Origin of the sequence: Maribacter dokdonensis DSW-8 (assembly GCF_001447995.1) — a bacterium.
GTDB lineage: Bacteria > Bacteroidota > Bacteroidia > Flavobacteriales > Flavobacteriaceae > Maribacter > Maribacter dokdonensis.
Genome location: NZ_LDPE01000002.1, coordinates 239006 through 260726, shown reverse-complemented (window position 1 = coordinate 260726; position 21721 = coordinate 239006). Strand labels below are relative to the sequence as shown.

15 protein-coding genes are annotated in these 21721 nt (G+C 36.1%); 11 read left to right on the top strand and 4 right to left on the bottom strand.

Annotated features, from left to right (window positions below; translation table 11 throughout):
* Positions 1-7: 7 nt before the first annotated feature.
* Positions 8-3211 carry a SusC/RagA family TonB-linked outer membrane protein gene (locus I600_RS10750; RefSeq protein WP_058104542.1) on the bottom strand — a complete coding sequence of 1068 codons (3204 nt, stop codon included), beginning with the start codon at positions 3209-3211 and terminating at the stop codon, positions 8-10.
* Between the two features lie 53 nt (positions 3212-3264).
* Positions 3265-3954 carry a TIGR04282 family arsenosugar biosynthesis glycosyltransferase gene (locus tag I600_RS10745; RefSeq protein ID WP_167342551.1) on the bottom strand — a complete coding sequence of 230 codons (690 nt, stop codon included), beginning with the start codon at positions 3952-3954 and terminating at the stop codon, positions 3265-3267.
* Positions 3955-4327: 373 nt separating this feature from the next.
* On the opposite strand from I600_RS10745, the gene I600_RS10740 reads away from it, so the two are divergent.
* Together I600_RS10740 and I600_RS10735 are read left to right on the top strand one after the other, a co-directional pair.
* Positions 4328-5842: a Do family serine endopeptidase gene (locus I600_RS10740; RefSeq protein WP_058104540.1), complete on the top strand. Its 1515-nt coding sequence runs from the start codon at positions 4328-4330 to the stop codon at positions 5840-5842.
* A gap of 78 nt (positions 5843-5920) precedes the next feature.
* Positions 5921-6694, top strand: a complete 774-nt coding sequence (locus I600_RS10735; RefSeq protein WP_058104539.1) for a patatin-like phospholipase family protein — start codon at positions 5921-5923, stop codon at positions 6692-6694.
* A gap of 4 nt (positions 6695-6698) precedes the next feature.
* On the opposite strand, the gene I600_RS10730 is transcribed toward I600_RS10735, so the two are convergent.
* Both I600_RS10730 and I600_RS10725 read right to left on the bottom strand, forming a co-directional pair.
* Positions 6699-8546, bottom strand: coding sequence for an SLC13 family permease (locus I600_RS10730; protein WP_058104538.1), 1848 nt, complete (start codon positions 8544-8546; stop codon positions 6699-6701).
* 158 nt (positions 8547-8704) lie between these two features.
* Positions 8705-9754, bottom strand: coding sequence for a ferredoxin--NADP reductase (locus I600_RS10725; protein ID WP_058104537.1), 1050 nt, complete (start codon positions 9752-9754; stop codon positions 8705-8707).
* 242 nt (positions 9755-9996) lie between these two features.
* Here I600_RS10725 and I600_RS10720 point away from each other — a divergent pair, with 242 nt between their 5' ends.
* The 9 genes from I600_RS10720 (at position 9997) to I600_RS10680 (ending at position 21644) form a co-directional block, all read left to right on the top strand.
* Entirely contained in the window at positions 9997-10344 is a 348-nt protein-coding gene (locus tag I600_RS10720; RefSeq protein ID WP_058104536.1) for a YciI family protein, read from the top strand.
* Positions 10345-10349: 5 nt separating this feature from the next.
* Positions 10350-11585 (top strand): RNA polymerase sigma factor, encoded by a 1236-nt coding sequence (locus I600_RS10715; protein WP_058104535.1) that lies wholly within the window; start codon positions 10350-10352, stop codon positions 11583-11585.
* Positions 11586-11708: 123 nt separating this feature from the next.
* On the top strand, positions 11709-15179 hold the full coding sequence (locus tag I600_RS10710) for a T9SS type B sorting domain-containing protein (protein WP_058104534.1): 3471 nt from the start codon (positions 11709-11711) through the stop codon (positions 15177-15179).
* Between the two features lie 104 nt (positions 15180-15283).
* Complete coding sequence (locus tag I600_RS10705) at positions 15284-16753, top strand: DUF5687 family protein (RefSeq protein ID WP_058104533.1); 1470 nt, start codon at positions 15284-15286, stop codon at positions 16751-16753.
* A 215-nt stretch (positions 16754-16968) separates the two neighbouring features.
* A complete protein-coding gene (locus I600_RS10700; RefSeq protein ID WP_058104532.1) occupies positions 16969-17688 on the top strand; it encodes an ABC transporter ATP-binding protein in 720 nt (239 codons plus the stop codon).
* A gap of 411 nt (positions 17689-18099) precedes the next feature.
* Positions 18100-20610, top strand: coding sequence for a type IX secretion system periplasmic lipoprotein PorW/SprE (gene porW, locus I600_RS10695; RefSeq protein WP_394364958.1), 2511 nt, complete (start codon positions 18100-18102; stop codon positions 20608-20610).
* A 3-nt stretch (positions 20611-20613) separates the two neighbouring features.
* Complete coding sequence (locus I600_RS10690) at positions 20614-21036, top strand: bactofilin family protein (RefSeq protein ID WP_058104530.1); 423 nt, start codon at positions 20614-20616, stop codon at positions 21034-21036.
* On the top strand, positions 21014-21247 hold the full coding sequence (locus tag I600_RS10685; RefSeq protein ID WP_058104529.1) for an AtpZ/AtpI family protein: 234 nt from the start codon (positions 21014-21016) through the stop codon (positions 21245-21247). Before I600_RS10690 ends, I600_RS10685 begins: the two co-directional genes overlap by 23 nt.
* Before the next feature lie 4 nt (positions 21248-21251).
* The gene (locus I600_RS10680; RefSeq protein ID WP_143751722.1) at positions 21252-21644 is read left to right on the top strand and encodes a DUF6168 family protein; all 393 of its coding nucleotides are present in this window, start codon (positions 21252-21254) and stop codon (positions 21642-21644) included.
* Positions 21645-21721 lie beyond the last annotated feature (77 nt).

Here is a 21721-nt window from a genome sequence, read left to right as displayed (position 1 = left end):
TTCTTTCTTAAAAATTAAATCCGGCTTTAAAACCTATACTTCTTGTTGTGGCATATGACATATCTTCAACACCACTAATAAATCCTTGTCCCTGTACTGCTAACTGCTCTGGGTCAAAATGCGGATTCTCTGTTATAGCAAATAAGTTCTTTCCTATTAATGATAAACTCAACGTAGCATCTTGGTTGAACAGGCTAAGGTTGTTAAACGTATAACCAATAGATAGTTGGCGTAGCTTTAAAAATGATGCATCATAGGTGTTGTTTTCCTCATGATTTCTATCATAAAACTGGCGATAGTAACTTTCTGCGGAAACCGCTACAGTATTTGCTTCATAAACCGGATTGTCATCGGTGCCTGTATTTACTACACCCTCTGGTACAATACCTGTTTCTGGTCTAAAGGCCGTTTCAGCCAACTGACCACCAACATTTCCTAATGCCCTTGTTCTAGAAACTATGATTCCACCTTGTCGCCAATCTAATAGAAAGCTCATATTCCAATTTTTATAATTGAATTGGTTGTTGAAACCCAGCATAAAATCAGGATTATAATTACCCAATTTTTGTAGTTCATTGTCCGGTATATATCTACCCTCATCGGTTAAAATGAAATCTCCATTTTCATTTTTTAAGTATCCGGTTCCATATAGATCTCCTACTCGACCACCTTCTTCTGCCTGTAAAAATACCGTTTGGTTTTGACTGTCGTAGATTCTAGAGTACGCCAATGTTAACCTACCTTCATCTTGCGGTAAACTTTCAACGGTTGATCTATTGGTACTAAAATTTAAGGTGCTGTTCCATTTAAAATTTTGACTTATTACAGGGGAAACACCTACTATGACCTCAAGTCCTTTAGAGCGAACTTCACCTCCATTGACCACTTGTTGTGTATATCCTGAAGAAATGCCTATAGGTAATGAGATAATTTGATCCTTCGTCAAAGCATTGTAATAGGAAACATCAAAGCGAAGTTGATCATTGAAAAAGCGTAGATCAGCACCCACTTCAAATGAGGATGTCAACTCAGGAACAAGATCGGCATTTGCAATAGTGTTTGAATTGCTGAATGTTGGTTGCCCATTAAATGGCGTTTGTGCAACAAATGCCCCTGTAGTTTGGTATGGGTCTGTGTCATTACCAACTTGTGCCCAACTTGCTCGTAACTTGGCAAACGAAATTACCTCAGGTAAATTGACCACTTTGGATACTATAAAACTACTGGATACCGATGGATAAAAGAAAGAGGTATTATCTACTGAAAAAGGGGTAGCCAATGCGCTAGACCAATCGTTTCTTCCGGTGACATCCAAAAATAGAAAATCCTTATATCCAATTTTTGCTAAGCCATAGAAGCTGTTGATTCTCTTGTTTGATTCAAATTCGAAAACTTCAATAGGTGATGCTGCGTTAGATAACCTAAAAATACCCGGTTGTGCCAAACTTGTAGTTTGCGATTGTGAGGTAAATGCTTTTTGGTCTAATCGGTTTCCACCTAAAGAGACATCTATATTAAAATCATTGAACTGATTGGTATAATTTAATAAAAAATCTGTGTTTACCTCCCTATAGAATACATCGTGCTCCGCATAACCACCATTTGCGAAACGATTAGAACTATAGGCTCTTCGCAATTGGCGTAGTTCACTGGAATAGTCCATCCCTGTTCTAACTGTTGCCGTTAAATGATCTGTGATATCATAGCTAGCGGAAATATTTCCGAATACCCTATCTCTATTGAACGAGTTTCTGTTTTCATTAAGAATGAAATATGGATTATCAAAAAAGGTATAGTTGTACGAGTATTGATGTATACCCTCTAAACCTGGTTGCCAGTAATTTTTTAGATTCTCTATATTCAGTGAGCGCGGTCCCCAAGCAACCAAAGAATAGTTTGCGTTTTCTGAACCATAACCGTTAGACGGTCTGTTGTCAGAATTAGAATTGATATAACTTATAGATGAATTGATGCGTAATTTACTTATTGGCTGAAAATTGAGTCGTGCACTCACCGTTTGCCGGTCTAAATCAACACCCGGTATAATTGATTCGCTTCGTAAATCTGTAAATGAAAGTCGGTAATTACCGGTATCAAAACCGTTGGAAATAGCAATATTATTAATTAACGTAGTACCGGTTTCATAGAAGTTCTTTAGGTTGTCCGGTTGTGATCTAAATTCTGTAGGGGTGATAGGTATACCACTGTAAAGAGCGGTGTCTCCACCTCTTACAACGGTACCGTCTGGCAAGGTAACCGGACTATCATATTGCGGAATAAGATTACCAACATCTAAACGTGGTCCCCAACTGTACGTAATAAGGTCATTGGTGCCACCACCTAATCCGTCTACAAAGGCGAACTCTCCTGAATTTCCTTGTCCGTATTCATTCTGAAAATCGGGCAGCTGAAAAGCTGAATCTACAAAAAAGCTGGTGTTGTAACTAATGCCCAATCCTTTTGAATTCTTGCCGCTTTTGGTTTCAATAATGATCACTCCGTTAGAAGCTCTAGTACCATATAATGCCGCAGCACTTGGTCCTTTTAAAACGGAAACCTCTGCAATATCATCTGGGTTTACCTCCATGGCTCCGTTTCCAAAATCGATTTCTTGAAATCCGGCTGCCGCTTCATTGGTGAAATTAAAGACCGAATTATTGTTGATAGGAACGCCATCTACAATAAATAAGGGATTATTGTTAGAGAAAGAAGCTTCTCCACGAATGGTAATTTTAGAGGAAGATCCTACACCCGTAGCACCTTGGTTGATGGTTACCCCTGCCAATTTACCCGAAAGGTTGTCTAGAAAATTGACCGATTTTACCTCGGTAACTCCTTTGGCATCTAAGCTTTGAACTACATAACCTAATTCTTTGGTTTCTCGTTTAAGACCTAAAGCCGTTAATACCACTTCATCTAAGACCTCGGAAGAGTCGCCTAGGACTATATCAATTGTTCGTCTGTTATTTATGGTAATTATTTTGGTTTCATACCCTAAAACGGAAAATTCAAGAGCACCGGAAAGATTGGGTACATCAATGGTATATATGCCGTTTTCGTTAGTGGTAGTGCCGTTTAGCGTGCCAGACAAAACAATGTTGACATAAGGTATGGTATTTCCATCGGTATCTTTTACAGTACCGGTAATTGTTTCTTGAGCATTGACCATAGTACATATAAACAAGGTCAACACTAGTAATAAGTGTTTCATATATAGTTTTTCGACTGGTTTTTCATTTATCCAACCATTGAATAAAGGGGGATCTAGATAAATGAAACCAAAGGCGAGCCCTTGTTGTATAGAAAACTGTTTGGAAATAGACGAAAGAAGTGCTGGTTAGTGTAGTATAGACTTCTGTTTACTCGTAATATTGCTATTATCACCAATAGCAGGGTAGTGGGTAAGTCTTTTGAGAATGATAAAATAGCCTTTAGATCTTTTTCAGTATCCAGATCCTGTAAAACGGGCAATTTTACCAATGCCGTTGATTCTTCTTGTAGCCACATGGTAATTTTGTGGTACAAGCCAAAGCGTTGCCAAGGTAGATCTTGAAATTCGCCTACCTCAAAATTCGATTTTTGTAAACCTAAAAGGTAAAACCCGCCATCAATTGATGGTCCAATAACGGACTTGCCCTTTGCCAATTGCTTGGCAGTATGTTTAAGTTGTTGTGTTTTTAAGTGAGGAGTATCGTTCCCTATGGTAATAACACTTGTAAAACCTTTTTCAAAAACGGAAGCTATGGCATTCGTGAAACGTTCGCCAAAACTGTTGCCAATTTGGTTTTCATCGGAAAAATGAAAAACGGGCAAACCTGTATTTTTTGCTTTACGAAGTGTGGCCGTGTTAAGAATGTTAAACAATTGTTCACCTTTGGCAATACCCTTATTGGCTAAATCTTCCTTAGCGGAATTAGCAAATACCAATATAGCAGTAGTACCTAGTGAATTCAATTCAATTTTCTTTCTCGTTGTTAAACTTACGTAAAAATATGGCAAAGGTTTTTTAACTATACATAAATTGTATCATTAAAATATAAGAATCGCCTTACTTTAAGTCAAAATGTCAGTTTTAGACCAAGCAGTTTGTTTCTCTAAAACATTTTAGGGTTTACAAATTGCAAAAGCCTATAAACAAGCTATAATATCAGTTGAAGAGCATAATTTTTATGCTTCAAGTAATGTAATTTTAAGGTTACAGACCACTTAGTCTAAAAAATCCCTTAAAATTTCAAAAACTTTTAATTTTTTTTTAGCAATGACATGGCTATACATGGCATAGCTATTGACACTAGGCAGTTAGAAGAATATTAAAATTTATATACATATGAAATCAAACACAAATTCTAGAGGAGCTTGGAAGGTATACTTCTTCTCAGCTATTATTGCCCTTGTCGTAAGTTACGGGGTAATTCATTTCAACAAAAAAGATGTAAAAGAGTCTAGCGGTGTAACCGTGGTAGAATCTATACCCGGGGCACAGGCATTATATACCAAAGACAACGATGGTAACATTAAACCATTGGATTTTACAGAAACTTCAGAGAAAGTTTTAGATGCCGTTGTACACATTAAATCTACACAAACGGGATCATCATATCAAAATCAAGGTGCTCGTGAACTGCCTGATCCGTTCAAAGAGTTTTTTGGTGATATGTTCAAGGGGCAGTCTCCACAAGGTTCCTCATCTAGACCTAGAGTAGGTACGGGATCTGGCGTGATCATCAATGATCAAGGATATATTGTTACCAATAACCATGTCATTGACAATGCGGATGAAGTTGAGGTAACTTTATATAATAATCAATCGTACAAGGCTACGGTAATTGGTACGGATCCTACTACAGATTTGGCGCTATTACAGATCAAAGCAGATAATTTAAAAACCATGTCTTTGGTAAATTCCGATGATGTTGAAGTAGGTGAGTGGGTATTGGCCGTTGGTAATCCTTTAGGGTTGAACTCTACGGTTACTGCAGGTATCGTTAGTGCCAAAGCAAGAAGTATACATATAAATACCGATAAGTTTGCGGTAGAAAGTTTTATTCAGACAGATGCTGCCATCAACCCAGGTAACAGTGGGGGTGCATTAGTAAATTTAGACGGAAACCTAGTAGGGATCAATACGGCCATTGCTAGTACAACGGGTACGTATACAGGGTACGGATTTGCAGTGCCTAGTAATATTGTCACCAAGGTAGTAGAAGACCTGTTAAAATTCGGTAATGTGCAACGTGGTATGTTGGGGGTAACCATTAGAACTATGGATAGCAACTTGGCAAAAGAAAAAGATGTTGATTTTACCAAAGGTGTTTGGGTAGAGCAAGTTGGTGAGGATAGCGGTGCAGATTTAGCGGGAATGGAATCTGGTGATATTATCGTAAGCGTTAATGGAAAGGAAACGGCAACATCACCTAGACTTCAAGAAATTATTGCCGGTAAAAGACCAGGTGATAAGGTAACTATTGTGGTAAATAGAAACGGAAAGGAAAAAGAGTTTGAGGTTGAGTTACATAATTCTCAAGGCGGGACCAATTTTATCAAAAAAGAAAAGAAAGAGGTATTTAACCTTTTAGGAGCGGATTTTGAGAATGTGGATAAGGAAATCGCTAAAAAACTGAAAATAGATGGCGGTGTTAAGGTTTCTAAACTTTACCCTGGTAAAATTAAGAAGGAAACCCAAATGCGAGAAGGGTTTATCATAACACATATAGATGGTAAACGTATCAATGATATTGAAGATGTAGCCGATGTTTTGGAAAACAAAAAAGGCGGAGTAATGTTAGAGGGCGTTTATGAAGACGGAAGTAAATATTATTATGCCTTCGGATTGGATTCTTAGTCCGTATTTATGATTAATTTTATGCCAAGCGAATAATAGTATTCGCTTGGCATTTTTTTTGAAATTAATTTTAGATAGATGCAAATAGGTTCTAAGTCCATAGGTTTGGTACTTTCGGGCGGAGGTATTAGAGGCATGGCGCATATAGGTGTGATTAAGGCAATGCAAGAATTCGGTCTTGAGGCCAATGTGGTTTCGGGTAGTAGTATAGGCGCCTTGGTAGGTGCTTTGTATGCTGCGGATAAGTCCGTAGAAGATATGCTTCGATTTTTTAAGGAAACGCCACTCTTTAAGTATAATTACTTTGCGGTTGCCAAACCCGGTTTGCTCAATAGTGAGAGTTATATTACTTCTTTTAAACAGTATTTTCCAGAGGATAGTTTTGCGGCCTTAAATAGGGAACTACATGTTGTGGCAACCAATTTACAGAAAGGTGAAGAGCTGTTTATTCATGAAGGCGAGCTTATAAAACCCTTGTTGGCCTCCGCTGCATTACCACCTGTTTTCAGTCCGGTGGAATATAAGGGAGAATTATATGCAGATGGAGGGATCATGAACAACTTTCCTTCTGAACCGGTTTTGCCCAAGGTAGATTTTGTTATTGGAAGTAATGTATCTGTCGTATCTCAATTGGAGAAAAAGCACTTAAACAACTCATTTCAATTAACGGGCAGGGTTACCGGATTGATGATCTATGCCATCAACCGACAAAAGATCAATAATTGTCATTTGGTGCTTGAATCTAAAGAATTGGAACATATTGGCTTGTTAGATAGAAGGGGTATAGAAAAAGCCTACGCCATTGGCTATGAAGCTGCTGTTAAAAAGTTCGAGGAGGTATTTACCAAATAGTTGATTACAACATAGCACTTAAAAGTAAGGTGCCCACGATCCAAAGCACTACGGATATAACCCCGCCGATTACTAAAAAGTGTTTGAATTTATAAATTCCCATACTGTAGATCAGCGCATTTGTTTGATATCCTAAGGGAGTAAAGAAACTGAAATTTGCCGCAAACATTACACAAAGAATAAATGGCTTGGGATCAAGACTTAATCCGCTGGCCAATGATATTCCAATAGGTGCCATTATAATTGCCGTAGCATTGTTTGATACTACACTACTGAGTATCATGGTCGTTAAAAACAACAATCCGATAATGAATATAGGTTGCTCACCGGACATTAATGCCAACAGTTCTTCCGTGATCCATGTATCTGCTTTGGCATTGCTCATTGCTATACCTAGTGGTATCATACCTGCCAATAAGAAAATAATTTGCCAATTGATCTTCTCATAAATACGATTTAACTCTACGCACTTAAAAAGGAGCATAGCTAAGGTTCCAGTAATTACACTCGTCATTACTTCAAAAACTCCGGTAGCTGCCATGGCAATGGTGGCAATTAATATAAGGATGGATAAGTTTCTTTTAAACGGCGTGGCAGGTACACGACCTTCATATTGGTTTAATACCGCTAGGTTATTGCTGTTTTCAAAATTAGATACGTACTCGGGCTTGGTTTGTATCAATAATCGATCTCCTACATGAAGCTTTGTAAACTCATGATTGCTTTGATGTAGTCGGTTCTGAAGAATACGTAGCTTCTTTCGCTTGTTTACCGCTAAAGGGATTGCCCTTGGTATCAACATGGTTTTTAATTCAGATAGGTTTCTGCCTAAAAATTTAGAACCGGGTAACAGCAATAATTCTAACAAAAGGCTTTCATCATCTTCCTCATTATTTTCATCATTCTTTACTTGGGCATCACTAACTTTTTTGATTTGGGTATTTTTAGTAGATGTAAAATGGTCTTTGTCTTCCGAATCCACTTCAAAATAACCTTCGGCACGCATTTTTTGAAGGTTTTCCAAACTACAGTGCAGAAGAATTACATCATTAGGTTGAATTAACAAATCATGATTCAATAAGTTTTGGTCAAAGCCTTTTCGTGTTAGTCGCAAAACGGTAATGTCAACTTCTTTGAACATGAAACTTTCACCTATTGGTTTATTTACCAAAGGAGAATCACTTTCTACCGACACCGTCAAGAGATATCGATCAAGGTCATAATTATCTGAAAGTTTACCAGTGTCTTTTGGCAAAAACCGATAAAAAAGGGCAATAATCCCCATTGAAATTCCTAAAAAAACAATGCCGGTCAATGTAAATTCAAAGAAACCCAATTTTTCACCGGTATACCTTGCGGCTATATTACTTACCAAAAGGTTGGTAGATGTTCCCATTAGGGTACAACTGCCCCCTAAAATACTTGCAAAAGATATAGGCAATAACAATTTGCCTGGGGGTAATTGATATTTTTCGCGTAGTTCTGCAACAATTTTAATAAAGACAATGACCACGGCAGTAGAGCTTACAAAGGCAGAAATACTTCCCGCAATCAGCATTATAGCGACCATGGCCAGGACAACCGGCCAGTTCTTTAGCACCTTTAAGCCTTTTGCGAGATAAGAAATGGCCCCATTTTCTTCAAGTCCGATCGCTAAGATCATTAAACATAGAATGGTGATTACGGCTTTGTTAGAAAATCCGCTGACGGCTTCTTCGGGTGAAACCAAGCCGGTCAATAGTAATGCGGCAATAATGCAGAAAGCGATTTTATCCATCGGAAAAACCTCAAAAGCAAATAAAATTATAACTACCGCAATGATGATAAAAACACCAATGATTTCTATAGACATACCTTTAGCGAATTGAAAATACTATTAAAGGTATTTTAACCCCCTAAAAACAATAACGCAATCCAATTTAATTTTACCTTTGAAAAGGTAGCCCAAGAAATAAAAAACGCCATTACTATGTTATAATAATGGCGTTTTTTAATTATACTAATATAGTTTTATACATCATCAAAATCTACCTTTATTGTAGGTGTGGTGGCATGGGCTTGACAGGTTAAAATAAATCCGTCCGCAATTTCCTTATCGGTCAAAATTTGGTTCATGACCATTTCAGCACTTCCTTCGGTTACTTTGGCTATACAACTGCTACATACCCCACCTTGGCAAGAATATGGTGCATCAATGTTTTCTTTAAGAACGGCATCAAGAATTATGTTTTTCTTGTCCATCGTAAACTGAAATTCCTCATCATCAACAAGTACGGTAACTGCTGTTTGACCATCGGCCTGTATAGGTAATTCCTCTTTTATTTCAGTGGGTGTAAAGAGCTCAAAATGGATTTTATCCTTATCTACTTCATTCTCTATTAAAGTATCTTGTACCAAACGGATCATCTCCTCTGGTCCACATAAATAGTATCCATCAAAATCAACGTCCTTATGCTTGTTCAATAGTGCATAATTTACCGTTGAGGTATCTATTCTACCGAATAAAGCCTTGTCTTCACGAGTTTGACTATTGGTAAAGTACACAAAAAACCGATTGGCATATTCTAATTCCAATTTCACCAAATCTGTATAGAACATAGTCTCTTCGTAAGATTTGTTTCCGTAAACTAAAACAAATTTGTTTTTTGGGTTACTATCTAAAACAGACTTTACAATACTCATAATAGGGGTAATACCACTACCTGCAGCAAATGCTGCTATGTTCTGTACTTCTTTAGTAGTATTAAAAACGAAACGACCTTCTGGTTCCATAACCTCTAATGTATCGCCTACTTTTAATTCTGAGTTGGCGTAATTTGAGAATCCACCATTATCTACTTTTTTGATCCCAATGGTGATACCATCTTTGTCCGTAGATGAACTAATAGAGTATGCTCTTCTAAGTTCTTTGCCCTTTATTTCTTTTTTTATGGTGATATACTGACCCGCCGTAAAGGTGAAAGTCTGTGCCAATTCTTTAGGAATTGAAAATGTAACGGCAACAGATGTTGGCGTTAATTTCTTAATATGTTTTACCGTTAATGGGTGAAATTGCGACATATGTTCATTTCTTTAAATCGATCTACAAAATTAAGCATGCTTTTGCGATATCATATGACATTTGTCAAAAAAGTCTAATGTTCAATGGTATTTGAAGGGTTTTTATCATATTAAATAATTCTTAACTTATCTTTTTTTGAAAAAAACCTATAAAAATTGTCCCTAATTTGATTTCGGTAACGTCATGGAGTAAACAATAAGAACTTAGAGTAAGTTCTATGAACAACTAAAACAGTTAAATTATGAAAGATTTTATGATGATTTTTATTGGTGCAGATTACCAGGAATTAGGTTTATCACCAGAACAATTACAGGAACGTATGGGGAAATGGTTTGCTTGGAACGAAAAAATGCAAAAACAAGGTATTGTTAAATCTGGCGATGCATTAATGCCCCAAGTAAAAAGAGTATCTGGACCAAACCGTACCGTTACCGATGCCCCTTTGATCGAAGGTAAAGAATTGATTGGAGGTTACTATATTGTACAGGCAGAAAGTGCAGAAGCTGTAGTTGAAATCGCTAAAGATTATCCAGATTATGATTTAGACGGTACTGTTGAGATTAGGGAAGTAATGGTTTTTGAGCAGTAAACTAAATGGAACATAAAGTAGTAGATCATCTTTTTAGACATCATTACGGAAAGATGGTCGCTATTTTAACCCGTTTTTTCGGGTTGTCATATATAGAAACCATTGAAGATGCGGTACAGGATACCTTTATAAAAGCAGCTTCGCAATGGCGGACTAAAATACCCGATAATCCAGAGGGGTGGTTGAACCGTGTCGCCAAAAACAGAACCATTGATATTCTTCGAAGTATACATGCAGAAAAGAATAGAAACCTTAGCATTACAACTGGAGCATCATCTTTACAAATTGAGGAACTGTTTTTAGATCATGAAATTGCAGACAGCCAGTTGCGAATGATTTTTGTTGCCTGTCACCCAAGTTTACACCCTAGCGAACAAATAGCCTTTGCACTTAAAACTATTTCCGGTTTTAGTATCAAAGAAATAGCCGCTGCCTTATTGACCAAAGAGGAAACTATCGCTAAGCGATTACTCCGAGCAAGAAAAACCATTCAGGATAAAAATATTCAGTTTCAATACCCAAGTCCTGAAACTGTTCATGAACGAATGGCACGGGTTATGGAAGTCATTTACTTAACCTTCAATGAAGGCTTTCATTCTACAAACAAGGAAAAGTTAATTAAAGAAGATTTATGTGGCGAAGCTATTCGCCTTTGTCAATTACTTTTAAAAAAGGAGCAATTTAGAAGTGGCAGTTTGTATGCACTTTTTGCATTGATATGTTTTCATATGTCACGTCTAGAAAGCAAAGTTTCTTCAGAAAATCAAATAGTTAATTTGCGGTGCCAAGACCGTACCAAATGGTATTTTCCATTGATAAAGATGGGAAACAGTGCCATGCTTAAAGCTACGGAATATGAAGATACCTCTGTGTATCATTATGAAGCTGCCATAGCCTCTGAGCATTTAAATGCCAAAACATTTAAAGATACCAATTGGAAAAACATCTCTTATTGGTACGAACAATTGTATATGTTTAAACCCAATATGTTTACGTTGTTAAATCATGCAACAGTATGTCTTCAGTTATCTGATTTTGAAAAAACACATCAATTGTTAAAGCACATTGATGCTGCAGAACTTGGTCAAAGGGCTTATTTATATTACGGTTGTTATGCGGAATATTATATGAAAATAGGAAAGAAACAATTAGCGATTTCTTTTTTAGATAAAGCATTGGCTGAGACTACGAATACGTTAGAGAGAGATTTTTTGATGGGGAAGAAAGAGGGATTAATATGATAGAAAGGTAAACAAACTAAATATAATAACAGCTTATCGAGGTTTTCAACACTATGAAGTATTTTACTTACGTTATGTGTTGTAATAGTTACATTAGCTTTAAATCAAATAACCTACTTGTACTTGAAAAAGTTACTTTCCTTATTCATCTTATTTATATCAGTATATACCTTACATGCCCAAAAAGAAGCCGCTATTTGGTATTTTGGCGAAAATGCGGGGCTTGATTTTAATAGTGGGGCACCGGTAACTTTACTAGATGGCGCCTTAAATACTAGGGAAGGTTGTGCAACCATTTCAGACTTTAACGGCAATCTTTTATTTTACACAGATGGTATTACGGTCTGGAACCGCAACCACTTACCTATGCCAAACGGCAATGGTTTATTGGGTGACCCGTCTGCAACACAATCGGCTATTATAGTTCCCAATCCCGGTGATCCTAATCTATATTACATTTTTACGGCAGACAAACTAAAGTTAGAAAATGGTATTAATTATAATGTTGTAGATATATCCCTTAATGGTGGACTAGGTGATGTCATTCAAAAAAACATACAATTGGTTACACCGGCATCAGAAAAACTTACTGCCGTTACCCATGCCAACGGTACCGATGTTTGGGTGCTTACCCACGATGCTTTTGGAGATGCATATTTGGCATACCTAGTTACAACGGCAGGAGTAAATTCTACTCCTGTTATCTCTAATCTAGGAATACACTTAACCAACTACTTTTATGAAGATGATTACCATGCCATAGGATATATAAAAGTTTCGCCTAATGGTGAAAAAGTTGCAGCTGCACACGCCGGTTTAAATGTTGACGTAATGGATTTTGATACCGCTACCGGTGTCCTAACTAATGCGGTTGCCATATTAGAAGCTAGCGAGGAATATAAAGGATTTTTTGGAATAGAATTTTCTCCCAATAGCAGATTTTTATATACAAGTAGCTCTAATTTTACTGAGTTATATCAATACGATTTGGAAGCGTTAGATATAATGAATTCAGTAGTTAGTTTAAATACAACAGAAATTACCTTTGGCGCACTTCAATTGGGAATAGATGGTAAAATTTATATAACGGAGTATCTAAGACCAACTTTAAGTGTAATTGAAAACCCTAATGAAAAAGGTGTTGCAAGTAACTTGAATTATAGTTCAATTGATTTAGGGGGTAGGTTAGGGGTTTTTGGTTTACCACCATTTATAACCAGTTACTTTTTAGTGGATATTGAGATTGATGGTTTTTGTGAAGGAAGCCCAACTACTTTTGAAAGCGCTATTAGTGCCAACCCAGTTTCTACTTTATGGGATTTTGGAGATGGTAACACATCTACCATAGAAAACCCAAGTCATACATATGCGGCTGCTGGAGACTACACGGTATCTGTAACAGTAACCACAGCATCCGAGACCAAAACGGAGACTAGGGACATCACAATTTTTGAAACTCCTATTACCACCACTCAACCAAATATTGAGGTATGTGTTACGGAGGATAGCTATATTTTAGATTTGACCACGCTAAATACTGCAATTTTAGGCACTCAAAATCCATCAGATTTTGATGTAACCTATTTTTCATCACAAATTGATGCAGATGCAAATAGTAATCCGTTAGCATTAAGTTATGATTTTCCACTAGGGAGTACGGCAGTATTTGCACGAGTATCTAATAGTAGCAATACAGCTTGTTATAATACAACCCAATTTAATGTTATTGCTCAGCAAGAACCAACATTAGGAACTGTAACCGATTGGACCATTTGCGACGATGACCTTGACGGATTTTACACATTTGATTTAACCGAAAAGAATACTGAAATTTTTAATGGTCAAGATGAAACTGTTTTTGATGTTGCCTATTTTGCTTCTCAAGCGGATGCCGATGCCAACATTAATCCCTTGCCATTCAACTATACCAATACTTTAGCCGTTGAAGAAATATTTTTTCGCTTTCAAAATAGCACTCATGCCAATTGTTATAAAACGGATAGTTTTACAATAGAGGTCAGTTCCGGTATTGTTGCAAACACCCCTAATAACTTAGAGGTTTGTGATGATAATAATGATGGTTATGCAGCATTTTTGTTAAGCGATACAGAAGCGGAAATCATTAGAACACAAAGCTCAACTAGTTTACTAGTAACATACCATACCACTATGGTAGATGCAGAAAATGGCACTGATGCACTAACCAATAGCTTTACAAATACTATAAGTTACAATCAAACAATATACGTTAGAGTGCAAAATGCTACTGATGCTAGCTGTTATGCCATTACCAATTTTGAATTACAAGTTTTTGATGCTCCAAACAATCCACCGGTCACAGATTGGAATGTGTGTGACAATGATAACAATGGTGTTGCCGTTTTCGACCTTACCGAAAAGAATGCGGAAATATTAGGAAGTCAAAATGCTGCTAATTTTACGGTGCGTTATTATGAGAATGCGGTAGATGCCAATTTGGCTCAAAATGAAATCAATGGTTTGTATCAAAACACAACAAATCCTCAAGCTATATTTTACAGTATTGAAAACAATAGAAATGCAACTTGTATTGTGACAAATAGTTTTGAGATTGAAGTGGATAACACGCCGTTTGCACAAGCTCCAACACCAATAATTCTATGTGATGATAACGAAACAGGTATTCAAACCATAGATTTGACCCAAAAAGATGTAGAGATTTTAGGTAATCAATCTGTCAATGATTTCAAGGTTACTTATTTCGCTTCCCCATCTGATGCTGAAAACAATATAAATACTTTAGATTCATCGGTATATACTAATGTATTGAATCAAGAAACTATTTACGCTCGGGTTCAACCAAATAATTTAGATAATTGCTACGCCACGACATCCTTTGAAATTACTATCAACTCTCTACCACAACCTAATATAGAAGAACGTTATGTTATTTGCCCAGATAGTCCTGCTTTGGTTATTGACGGAGGAGATTTTGAATCGTGGTCATGGCAAAATTCTGATGGTGTAGAATTAAGTACTAACAGAAATTTTAATGTTTCTAATTTAGGTTCATATCAATTAACCGTAAGCCAAACTACAAACAGGGTACGTTGTGAAAACTCCCGATTATTTGAAGTATTATCATCTGGTGCACCAGAAACAATGGAAGTTGAGGTTAACGGATTTTCAGATCAGATAGATATTACGATTAACGCGACAGGAACGGGACCTTTTGAATATTCGGTAGATGGTGAAAACTATCAAGCTAGTAATGCATTTGTGGTCTTCCCTGGAGAACATACAGTATTTGTTAGAGATTTATTGGAGTGCAGGGTTATATCGGAAGATGTTATTGCCATTGGTTATCAGCGATTTTTTACTCCCAATGGAGATGGAAATAATGAATTTTGGAATATCATAGGTGGTGAACTGTATCCAGATTCTCAACTATTTATTTACGATAGATATGGTAAATTTCTAAAACAGATGAATCCAAGCTCCAAAGGATGGGATGGTACCATAAACGGAATCTCATTGCCAGAATCGGATTATTGGTTTAAATATGTCTATTCAGATAATCAAAGAATTACAGGTCATTTTACTTTGAAAAGATAACTAGGTTTACTGCGGTTTTGAAGGTTTAGAAATATAAATTCGATTCATCTTGTAACAAACTCAAGATTTTTCTTACTTATATTTAGAATACTAAAACCAACCGAATGTTTAAACGATTTTCTTCCTTACAATGGAAATCTTTTTTTAGATCCTCTAACCTTGGAAAAAGTTTAGGGATAAAAATAGTCATGGGTTTTTTTGCGGTGTATATGTTGATATCGCTCGCCGTAACCGGTGGGGGTATGTATTTTTTACTCCGCAAGTTCTTTCCGGACCAAAGCCCGCTATGGATTGTTAGCCAATATTTTATCTACTGGATTTTGATGGAATTAATGCTCAGGTATTTTATGCAGAAATTACCGGTAATGGACATTAAACCTTTTTTGACCACACCGGTAAAGAAAAGCACCATTGCACATTATATTTTAGGTAGATCTGCCGCATCTATCTATAATTTACTCACATTATTTTTCATTGTGCCATTTGCCGTCGTTTTGCTGTTTAACGGTTACCCTGCATTAAATGTATTGTTATGGGTAGTTGCCATTATTGCAATTGTTTTGAGCATAAATTATGTAAACCTTTTGGTGAATAAAAACGATAAGGTTTTAATAGGTATTGTTAGCATACTTGTTTTAGGCTACGGATTGGATTATTTCGGTGTGTTTTCTGTAAAGGCCTTTTTTGCTCCTGTTTTTCATGCACTTTACGCATACCCAATTACGGTTTTGATTCCTATTGCGCTTGCAGTCGCTATGTACTATGTAAATTATAAATACTTAAAAGATAAAATTTACCTAGATGCAAAGCTCAAAGCAAAATCGGTACAGGCAAATACCTCAGATTTAGCTTGGACCAAACGCTTTGGCGAAATGGGCTCTTTTCTTCAGTTAGATCTTAAGATGATTTGGAGAAATAAAAGAACCAAGTCACAAGTGTATATTTCGCTATTGTTTGTCTTTTACGGTCTGGTATTCTATACCCAGGAGATATATAGTAGCATGATGCCTATGAAAGCCTTTGTGGGTATATTTATGACAGGTATTTTCTTAAGTAATTTCGGTCAGTTTATTCCGGCTTGGGATAGTAGTTACTATAGTATGATGATGTCGCAAAACATACCCATGCGAAAGTATCTGGAGTCAAAGGTTTCACTAATTACAGTGAGCATAGTAGCTATGTTTTTATTGACGATACCTTACGTTTACTTTGGTTGGGATGCCTTGGCAATTAATTTTGGATGTGCCTTATACAACTTGGGTGTAAACATACCCGTCATATTATATTTTGGTTCGTTTAATAAGAAAAGGATAGAGTTAGATCAGAGTCCGTTTGGTAACATGCAAGGTGCAAGTGCTACTCAGTTTTTGGTTATGCTTCCGGTATTAATTGTACCAATCATTATATTTTCCATCTTTTACTACATTTTTAATTTAGAAGTGGCGGTAGGAGTACTATCAGTGATGGGAATTATAGGCTTTGCCATGAAGAATTACTTATTAGGTTTAATTACCAAGCAATACAAGAAAAAGAAATATGGAATGATTGCAGGTTTTAAAGAAAAGGCGAGTTGATTGATAAGTACCGAGTATTAAGCAATAAGTACAAAGAAAAAAGCTTATTAGGAAAGCTTAAAGAATTCAGTAAGGAATATAAAGTTGCAGGAATAAGGACATTAAATGTCGGCTAGTTGTTAATAAGCTATTCAGACAGATAATTTGGATTTATTTCTTTTAACCAATAACGAACAAAACGGTTGCTGAGCGTAGCCAAAGTAAATAACACGATTATGATTACAATAGAAAATTTATCAAAAATATATGGTTCACAACAAGTATTGAATATAGAGAACCTAGAAATACCAACAGGACAAAGTTTTGGATTGGTAGGTAATAACGGTGCAGGTAAAACAACCCTTTTTAGTTTGTTGCTAGACCTAATACAACCAACTACCGGTCATATTATTAATAACGAGGTACAAGTAAACACCAGTGAAAATTGGAAACCGTTTACCTCTTCCTTTATTGATGAAACCTTTTTGATCGGGTATTTGACTCCAGAAGAATATTTTTATTTCATAGGGGACCTACGTGGACAAAATAAAGCCGATGTAGACGCACTCTTGGCACAATACCAAGACTTTTTTCATGGAGAAATATTAGGTCAAAAGAAATACTTGAGAGATTTATCTAAAGGAAACCAGAAGAAAGCCGGTATTGTAGCTTCATTTATTGGGAACCCCAAAGTTGTTATTTTAGACGAGCCGTTTGCAAATTTAGATCCCACAACACAAATACGTCTTAAACAGATCATTAAAGATTTGGCTGCACAGCAAGATGTAACGGTATTGGTTTCTAGTCATGATCTAATTCATGTAACCGAAGTATGTGAGCGTATTGTTGTACTGAACAAAGGTGAGGTAGTCAAAGACATTGAAACATCTGCCGAGACTTTGAAAGAATTAGAAGTCTTTTTTGGGTCTGAAAAGGCTGAGGTTGTTGTGGAATAATTTAAAAATATATGTCCGCGTAGAGCACAGTTAAGAACTACATATGGTAAAATTTAACTGGTTTTCAATAAGAAGTACTACAGTTAGTACAAAAACTTAAAACCGACCATTAGGTCGGTTTTTTTATATCTACATTTCGTCGCTGATCTTATAAAATCCGACGAAGTTGCATTGGATCAGATTATCTGCAGTAAACTCATAAGCTCTTGATCATTTTATTGTAAAACAAACTATATGGTCGGTAAAAATTTGGTATAGCGGTTCATAAATGGTGACACGGCTTAAAAATAAATATGCAGTTTACCGATTAACGGTATAATAATCTGGTTGTTTTTAAGTTAATCATACATACGTAGATTATCTATTTTGAATCTTAGAAACAAACTTATTTTATCCGGTGTTTTAACGAGTATGCTTTTTAATGCATGTTCCGTTAAGAAAGACAAGTTCGTAAACCGAAATTGGCACGCGCTCAATACCAAGTATAACACCTTGTATAATGGTAACATTGCTTTTGAACAAGGGCGAGAAACGTTGAACGATACTTATCAAGATGATTACTTTGAAGTGTTGCCCATAGAACGTTTAGAAGTTAGCGGCGAAATAAAATTAGATTCAGAAGACAACAATCCTAATTTTCTTATTGCAGAGGAAAAAGCTACAAAGGCTATTCAAAAGCATAGTATGGATATTAAGGATGAAGAACGCAACCCTCAAATAGATGAGGCTTTTCTATTGTTAGGTAAAGCCCGTTATTTTGATGAACGCTACATTCCTGCATTGGAATCCTTCAATTACATTCTTAATAAATATTCGGAAAGTGATAAGCTTAATGAAGCAAGTATTTGGAGAGAGAAGGTAAATATTAGATTAGAAAATGACGATTTAGCGATAAAAAATTTAAAGCGCTTAATGAAATATGAGCGTTTAAAAGATCAAGAGTATGCAGATGCAAGGGCTATGTTGGCTCAAGCTTATATAAATCTTAATGCTCCGGATACTGCGGTTCAAAACCTAAAAATTGCATCGCATTACACAAAAAAAAATCCTGAAAAAGGAAGGTACTATTATATTATTGGTCAGTTGTACAATCAATTGGGTTATAAGGACAGTGCCAATTATGCTTTTGATAAGGTGATTGAGTTGAATAGAAAGTCCCCTAGGATTTATATGATCAACGCCAAAATCGAAAAATTAAAGAATACCCAAGTCACTGGTGAGAATAAAGAAGAAATCTTGGAATATTTAACCAAGATGGAGCTAAATAGGGAGAACAGACCTTACTTAGATGGTATTTATAGACAATTGGCAGAGTTTCACTTAGAACAAGAATCCGATAGTTTGGCAATATTGTATTTCAACAAATCGCTCAGGGCATCGCAGAACAAGCCAAAATTGAATGCGCTCAACTATGAGAATTTAGCAGAATATAATTTTGATGAAAGCATTTATAAGCCCGCAGGTGCCTATTATGATAGTGTATTGACCAACCTTAACGAGAATACCAAGAAATTTAGGGCAATCAAGAAAAAAAGAGATAACCTTGAAGACGTTATTAAGTATGAGGATATTGTGCATTATGCAGATAGTGTAATTACGGTTTACCAAATGCCAAAAGATGAGCAATTGGCATATTTTGGTAAACATATTGAAGAGCTACAAAAAGCTAAGGAAGCTGCGCAGAAAAAAGAGAAGGAAAGAATTACAGATGGTTTTGCTGCTTTTAACAACAGCAAGGGCGGTAAAGAGAATAAAGGCAAATTCTATTTCTATAACATTACTAGTTTGGGCTATGGTCAAAACGACTTTAAAAACCGTTGGGGCAATAGAGAATTGACAGATGATTGGCGATGGTCAGACAAGTCGCTTATTAATAGTGAGAATATTGCATTACAGAATGCTCCGGGAGCAAATGATAGTATTAGTGTAGTTAGTGAAGATGAGAAATTCTCGTTAGACTATTACATGGATCGTTTACCTACAGATGTTGCTATTATAGATAGCTTAAAGACAGAACGTAATTTTGCCAACTATCAATTAGGGCTTATCTATAAGGAAAAGTTCAATGAAAATCTTTTAGCGGCAGAGAAATTGGAAAACGTTCTAGCCTCAAATGCCGAAGAGCGTTTGATCTTACCTTCTAAATATAACCTGTACAAGATATATGAAGAAGTAGATAGTCCGTTGAAAGAGACTATGAAAGCAGATATTATTGCCAACCACTCAAATTCTAGGTACGCGGAAATATTGTTAAACCCACAAGCGGTTCTGGCAGACAGTTCAGATAGTCCAGAGAAACGCTATGAGAATTTGTTCAAACAATATCAAGAACAACACTTTTTGCAGGTAATTACAGGTGCGGAGGAAAACATCAATAGATTTACAGGTGACCCTATTGTTCCAAAGTTTGAAATGTTGAAAGCAAATGCCATTGGTAGGCTGCAAGGTTTTGAGCTTTTTAAAGAAGCGTTGAACTATGTGGCTTTGACGTATCCTAATAATCCAGAAGGTAAAAAAGCCGAGCAAATGATAGCAGAGCAACTTCCTAAACTGGAGCAAAAAGAATTTTCACCGGAAACAGACTCCAAGGGAACCTCTAACTGGAAAGTTGTTTTTCCTTTTAAGAGAAGTAATAATGAAAAGGCGCTTAAGCTGATGGAACTGTTAGAGAAATCAATTACCGATCTTAAATACAAGAACAAGATTTCTAAAGATATTTATAACCTAGAAGATCAATTTGTAGTAGTTCATGGGTTTAAGTCAAAAGATTATGCACTTGGCTATGCAGAGCTATTAAAAAATAATAAGGATTACCGAGTTGCTGATGAGAATTTTGTAGTTTTATCAGAGAACTATAAGATTATACAAGTACACAAAAATATAATCGATTATAGAAATACGCTTTTAACCCCAAAACCGTGAACAATGTTTTCAGACAGACAAAAACCTAAAGCTATGAATGAAATAGGAGGACAACCCAACAGAATAGAGAAGAATACCAAAATCAAAGGAGATATCATCTCAGAAGCAGATTTTCGTATAGATGGAAAGTTAGATGGTAATGTAAAAACCTCTGGCAAAGTGGTCATTGGCAAAGACGGCTATATTCATGGTAAAGTAGAATGTGTAAATGCAGATATAGAAGGTAGTTTTAATGGCGAATTATTGGTATCTGATCTGTTATCCTTAAAATCATCTGCTGTAATAGAAGGTACGGTATCTGTAAGTAAGCTGGCAGTAGAACCAGGTGCTACTTTTAATGCTTCTTGTAACATGGGCGGTAAAAAAGGAGGAAGTAACCCTGCAGGTTTTAAAGCACCGAACAATGGAGCCGCAAAAGCCTCGTAAAGACAATGATAATTCTGAGCTTTTAAGAAACGCCGCAAGCTTATCTGGTGTTGCCATACAAATGGGTGTCACTATATTTTTGGGCAATCTTTTAGGAGAATGGTTAGATGAAAAATATGAAAAAACGTTTTTAGAAGATACATTTACTTTACTTGCAGTATTTTTGTCTATCTATTTGGTCATAAAAAAGGTTATGGCATTAAATAAATAAAACGTTGCTAAAAAATATCATTTTATATATAGTCGTGTTCACTGTTGTGGGCGCGACTTCTTTTTTTTTACAAGATCAGCTTTTAAGCAATGCTGAACCTTATTTTATTCCATTATTGAAAAAAGCCTATACATTTCATTATGTGTTTTCACTCGTATTGGTGATTGTCTTTTTCATTGCGGCTAAAAACAATTCATTTTTTCAGCAATTAGGGTTTCTATACATGGCGGCACTTGTATTTAAGATTACGTTGTTTGCTATGATCTTTTACCCATACTTACTTGGAGAACGTATTATGCCTCAGTTATATAGAGGAATGCTGTTGATTCCGATTTTAATTTTTCTATTTCTAGAGGTGTTTTTTATTGCCAAAATAATGGGGAATAAAAGTCTGTAAATTTTAAAGCTTTAAAATTGGGATGGTTATGTTATTATTGACTACTTTTGCGCAAAATTTCTAGGAGCTTAATTTTT

Coding starts and splice junctions, on each gene's coding strand:
- I600_RS10750 (WP_058104542.1), bottom strand. CDS start 3,211: ATGAAACACTTATTACTAGTGTTGACCTTGTTTATATGTACTATGGTC.
- I600_RS10740 (WP_058104540.1), top strand. CDS start 4,328: ATGAAATCAAACACAAATTCTAGAGGAGCTTGGAAGGTATACTTCTTC.
- I600_RS10735 (WP_058104539.1), top strand. CDS start 5,921: ATGCAAATAGGTTCTAAGTCCATAGGTTTGGTACTTTCGGGCGGAGGT.
- I600_RS10730 (WP_058104538.1), bottom strand. CDS start 8,546: ATGTCTATAGAAATCATTGGTGTTTTTATCATCATTGCGGTAGTTATA.
- I600_RS10725 (WP_058104537.1), bottom strand. CDS start 9,754: ATGTCGCAATTTCACCCATTAACGGTAAAACATATTAAGAAATTAACG.
- I600_RS10720 (WP_058104536.1), top strand. CDS start 9,997: ATGAAAGATTTTATGATGATTTTTATTGGTGCAGATTACCAGGAATTA.
- I600_RS10715 (WP_058104535.1), top strand. CDS start 10,350: ATGGAACATAAAGTAGTAGATCATCTTTTTAGACATCATTACGGAAAG.
- I600_RS10705 (WP_058104533.1), top strand. CDS start 15,284: ATGTTTAAACGATTTTCTTCCTTACAATGGAAATCTTTTTTTAGATCC.
- I600_RS10700 (WP_058104532.1), top strand. CDS start 16,969: ATGATTACAATAGAAAATTTATCAAAAATATATGGTTCACAACAAGTA.
- porW (WP_394364958.1), top strand. CDS start 18,100: ATGCTTTTTAATGCATGTTCCGTTAAGAAAGACAAGTTCGTAAACCGA.
- I600_RS10690 (WP_058104530.1), top strand. CDS start 20,614: ATGTTTTCAGACAGACAAAAACCTAAAGCTATGAATGAAATAGGAGGA.
- I600_RS10685 (WP_058104529.1), top strand. CDS start 21,014: ATGGAGCCGCAAAAGCCTCGTAAAGACAATGATAATTCTGAGCTTTTA.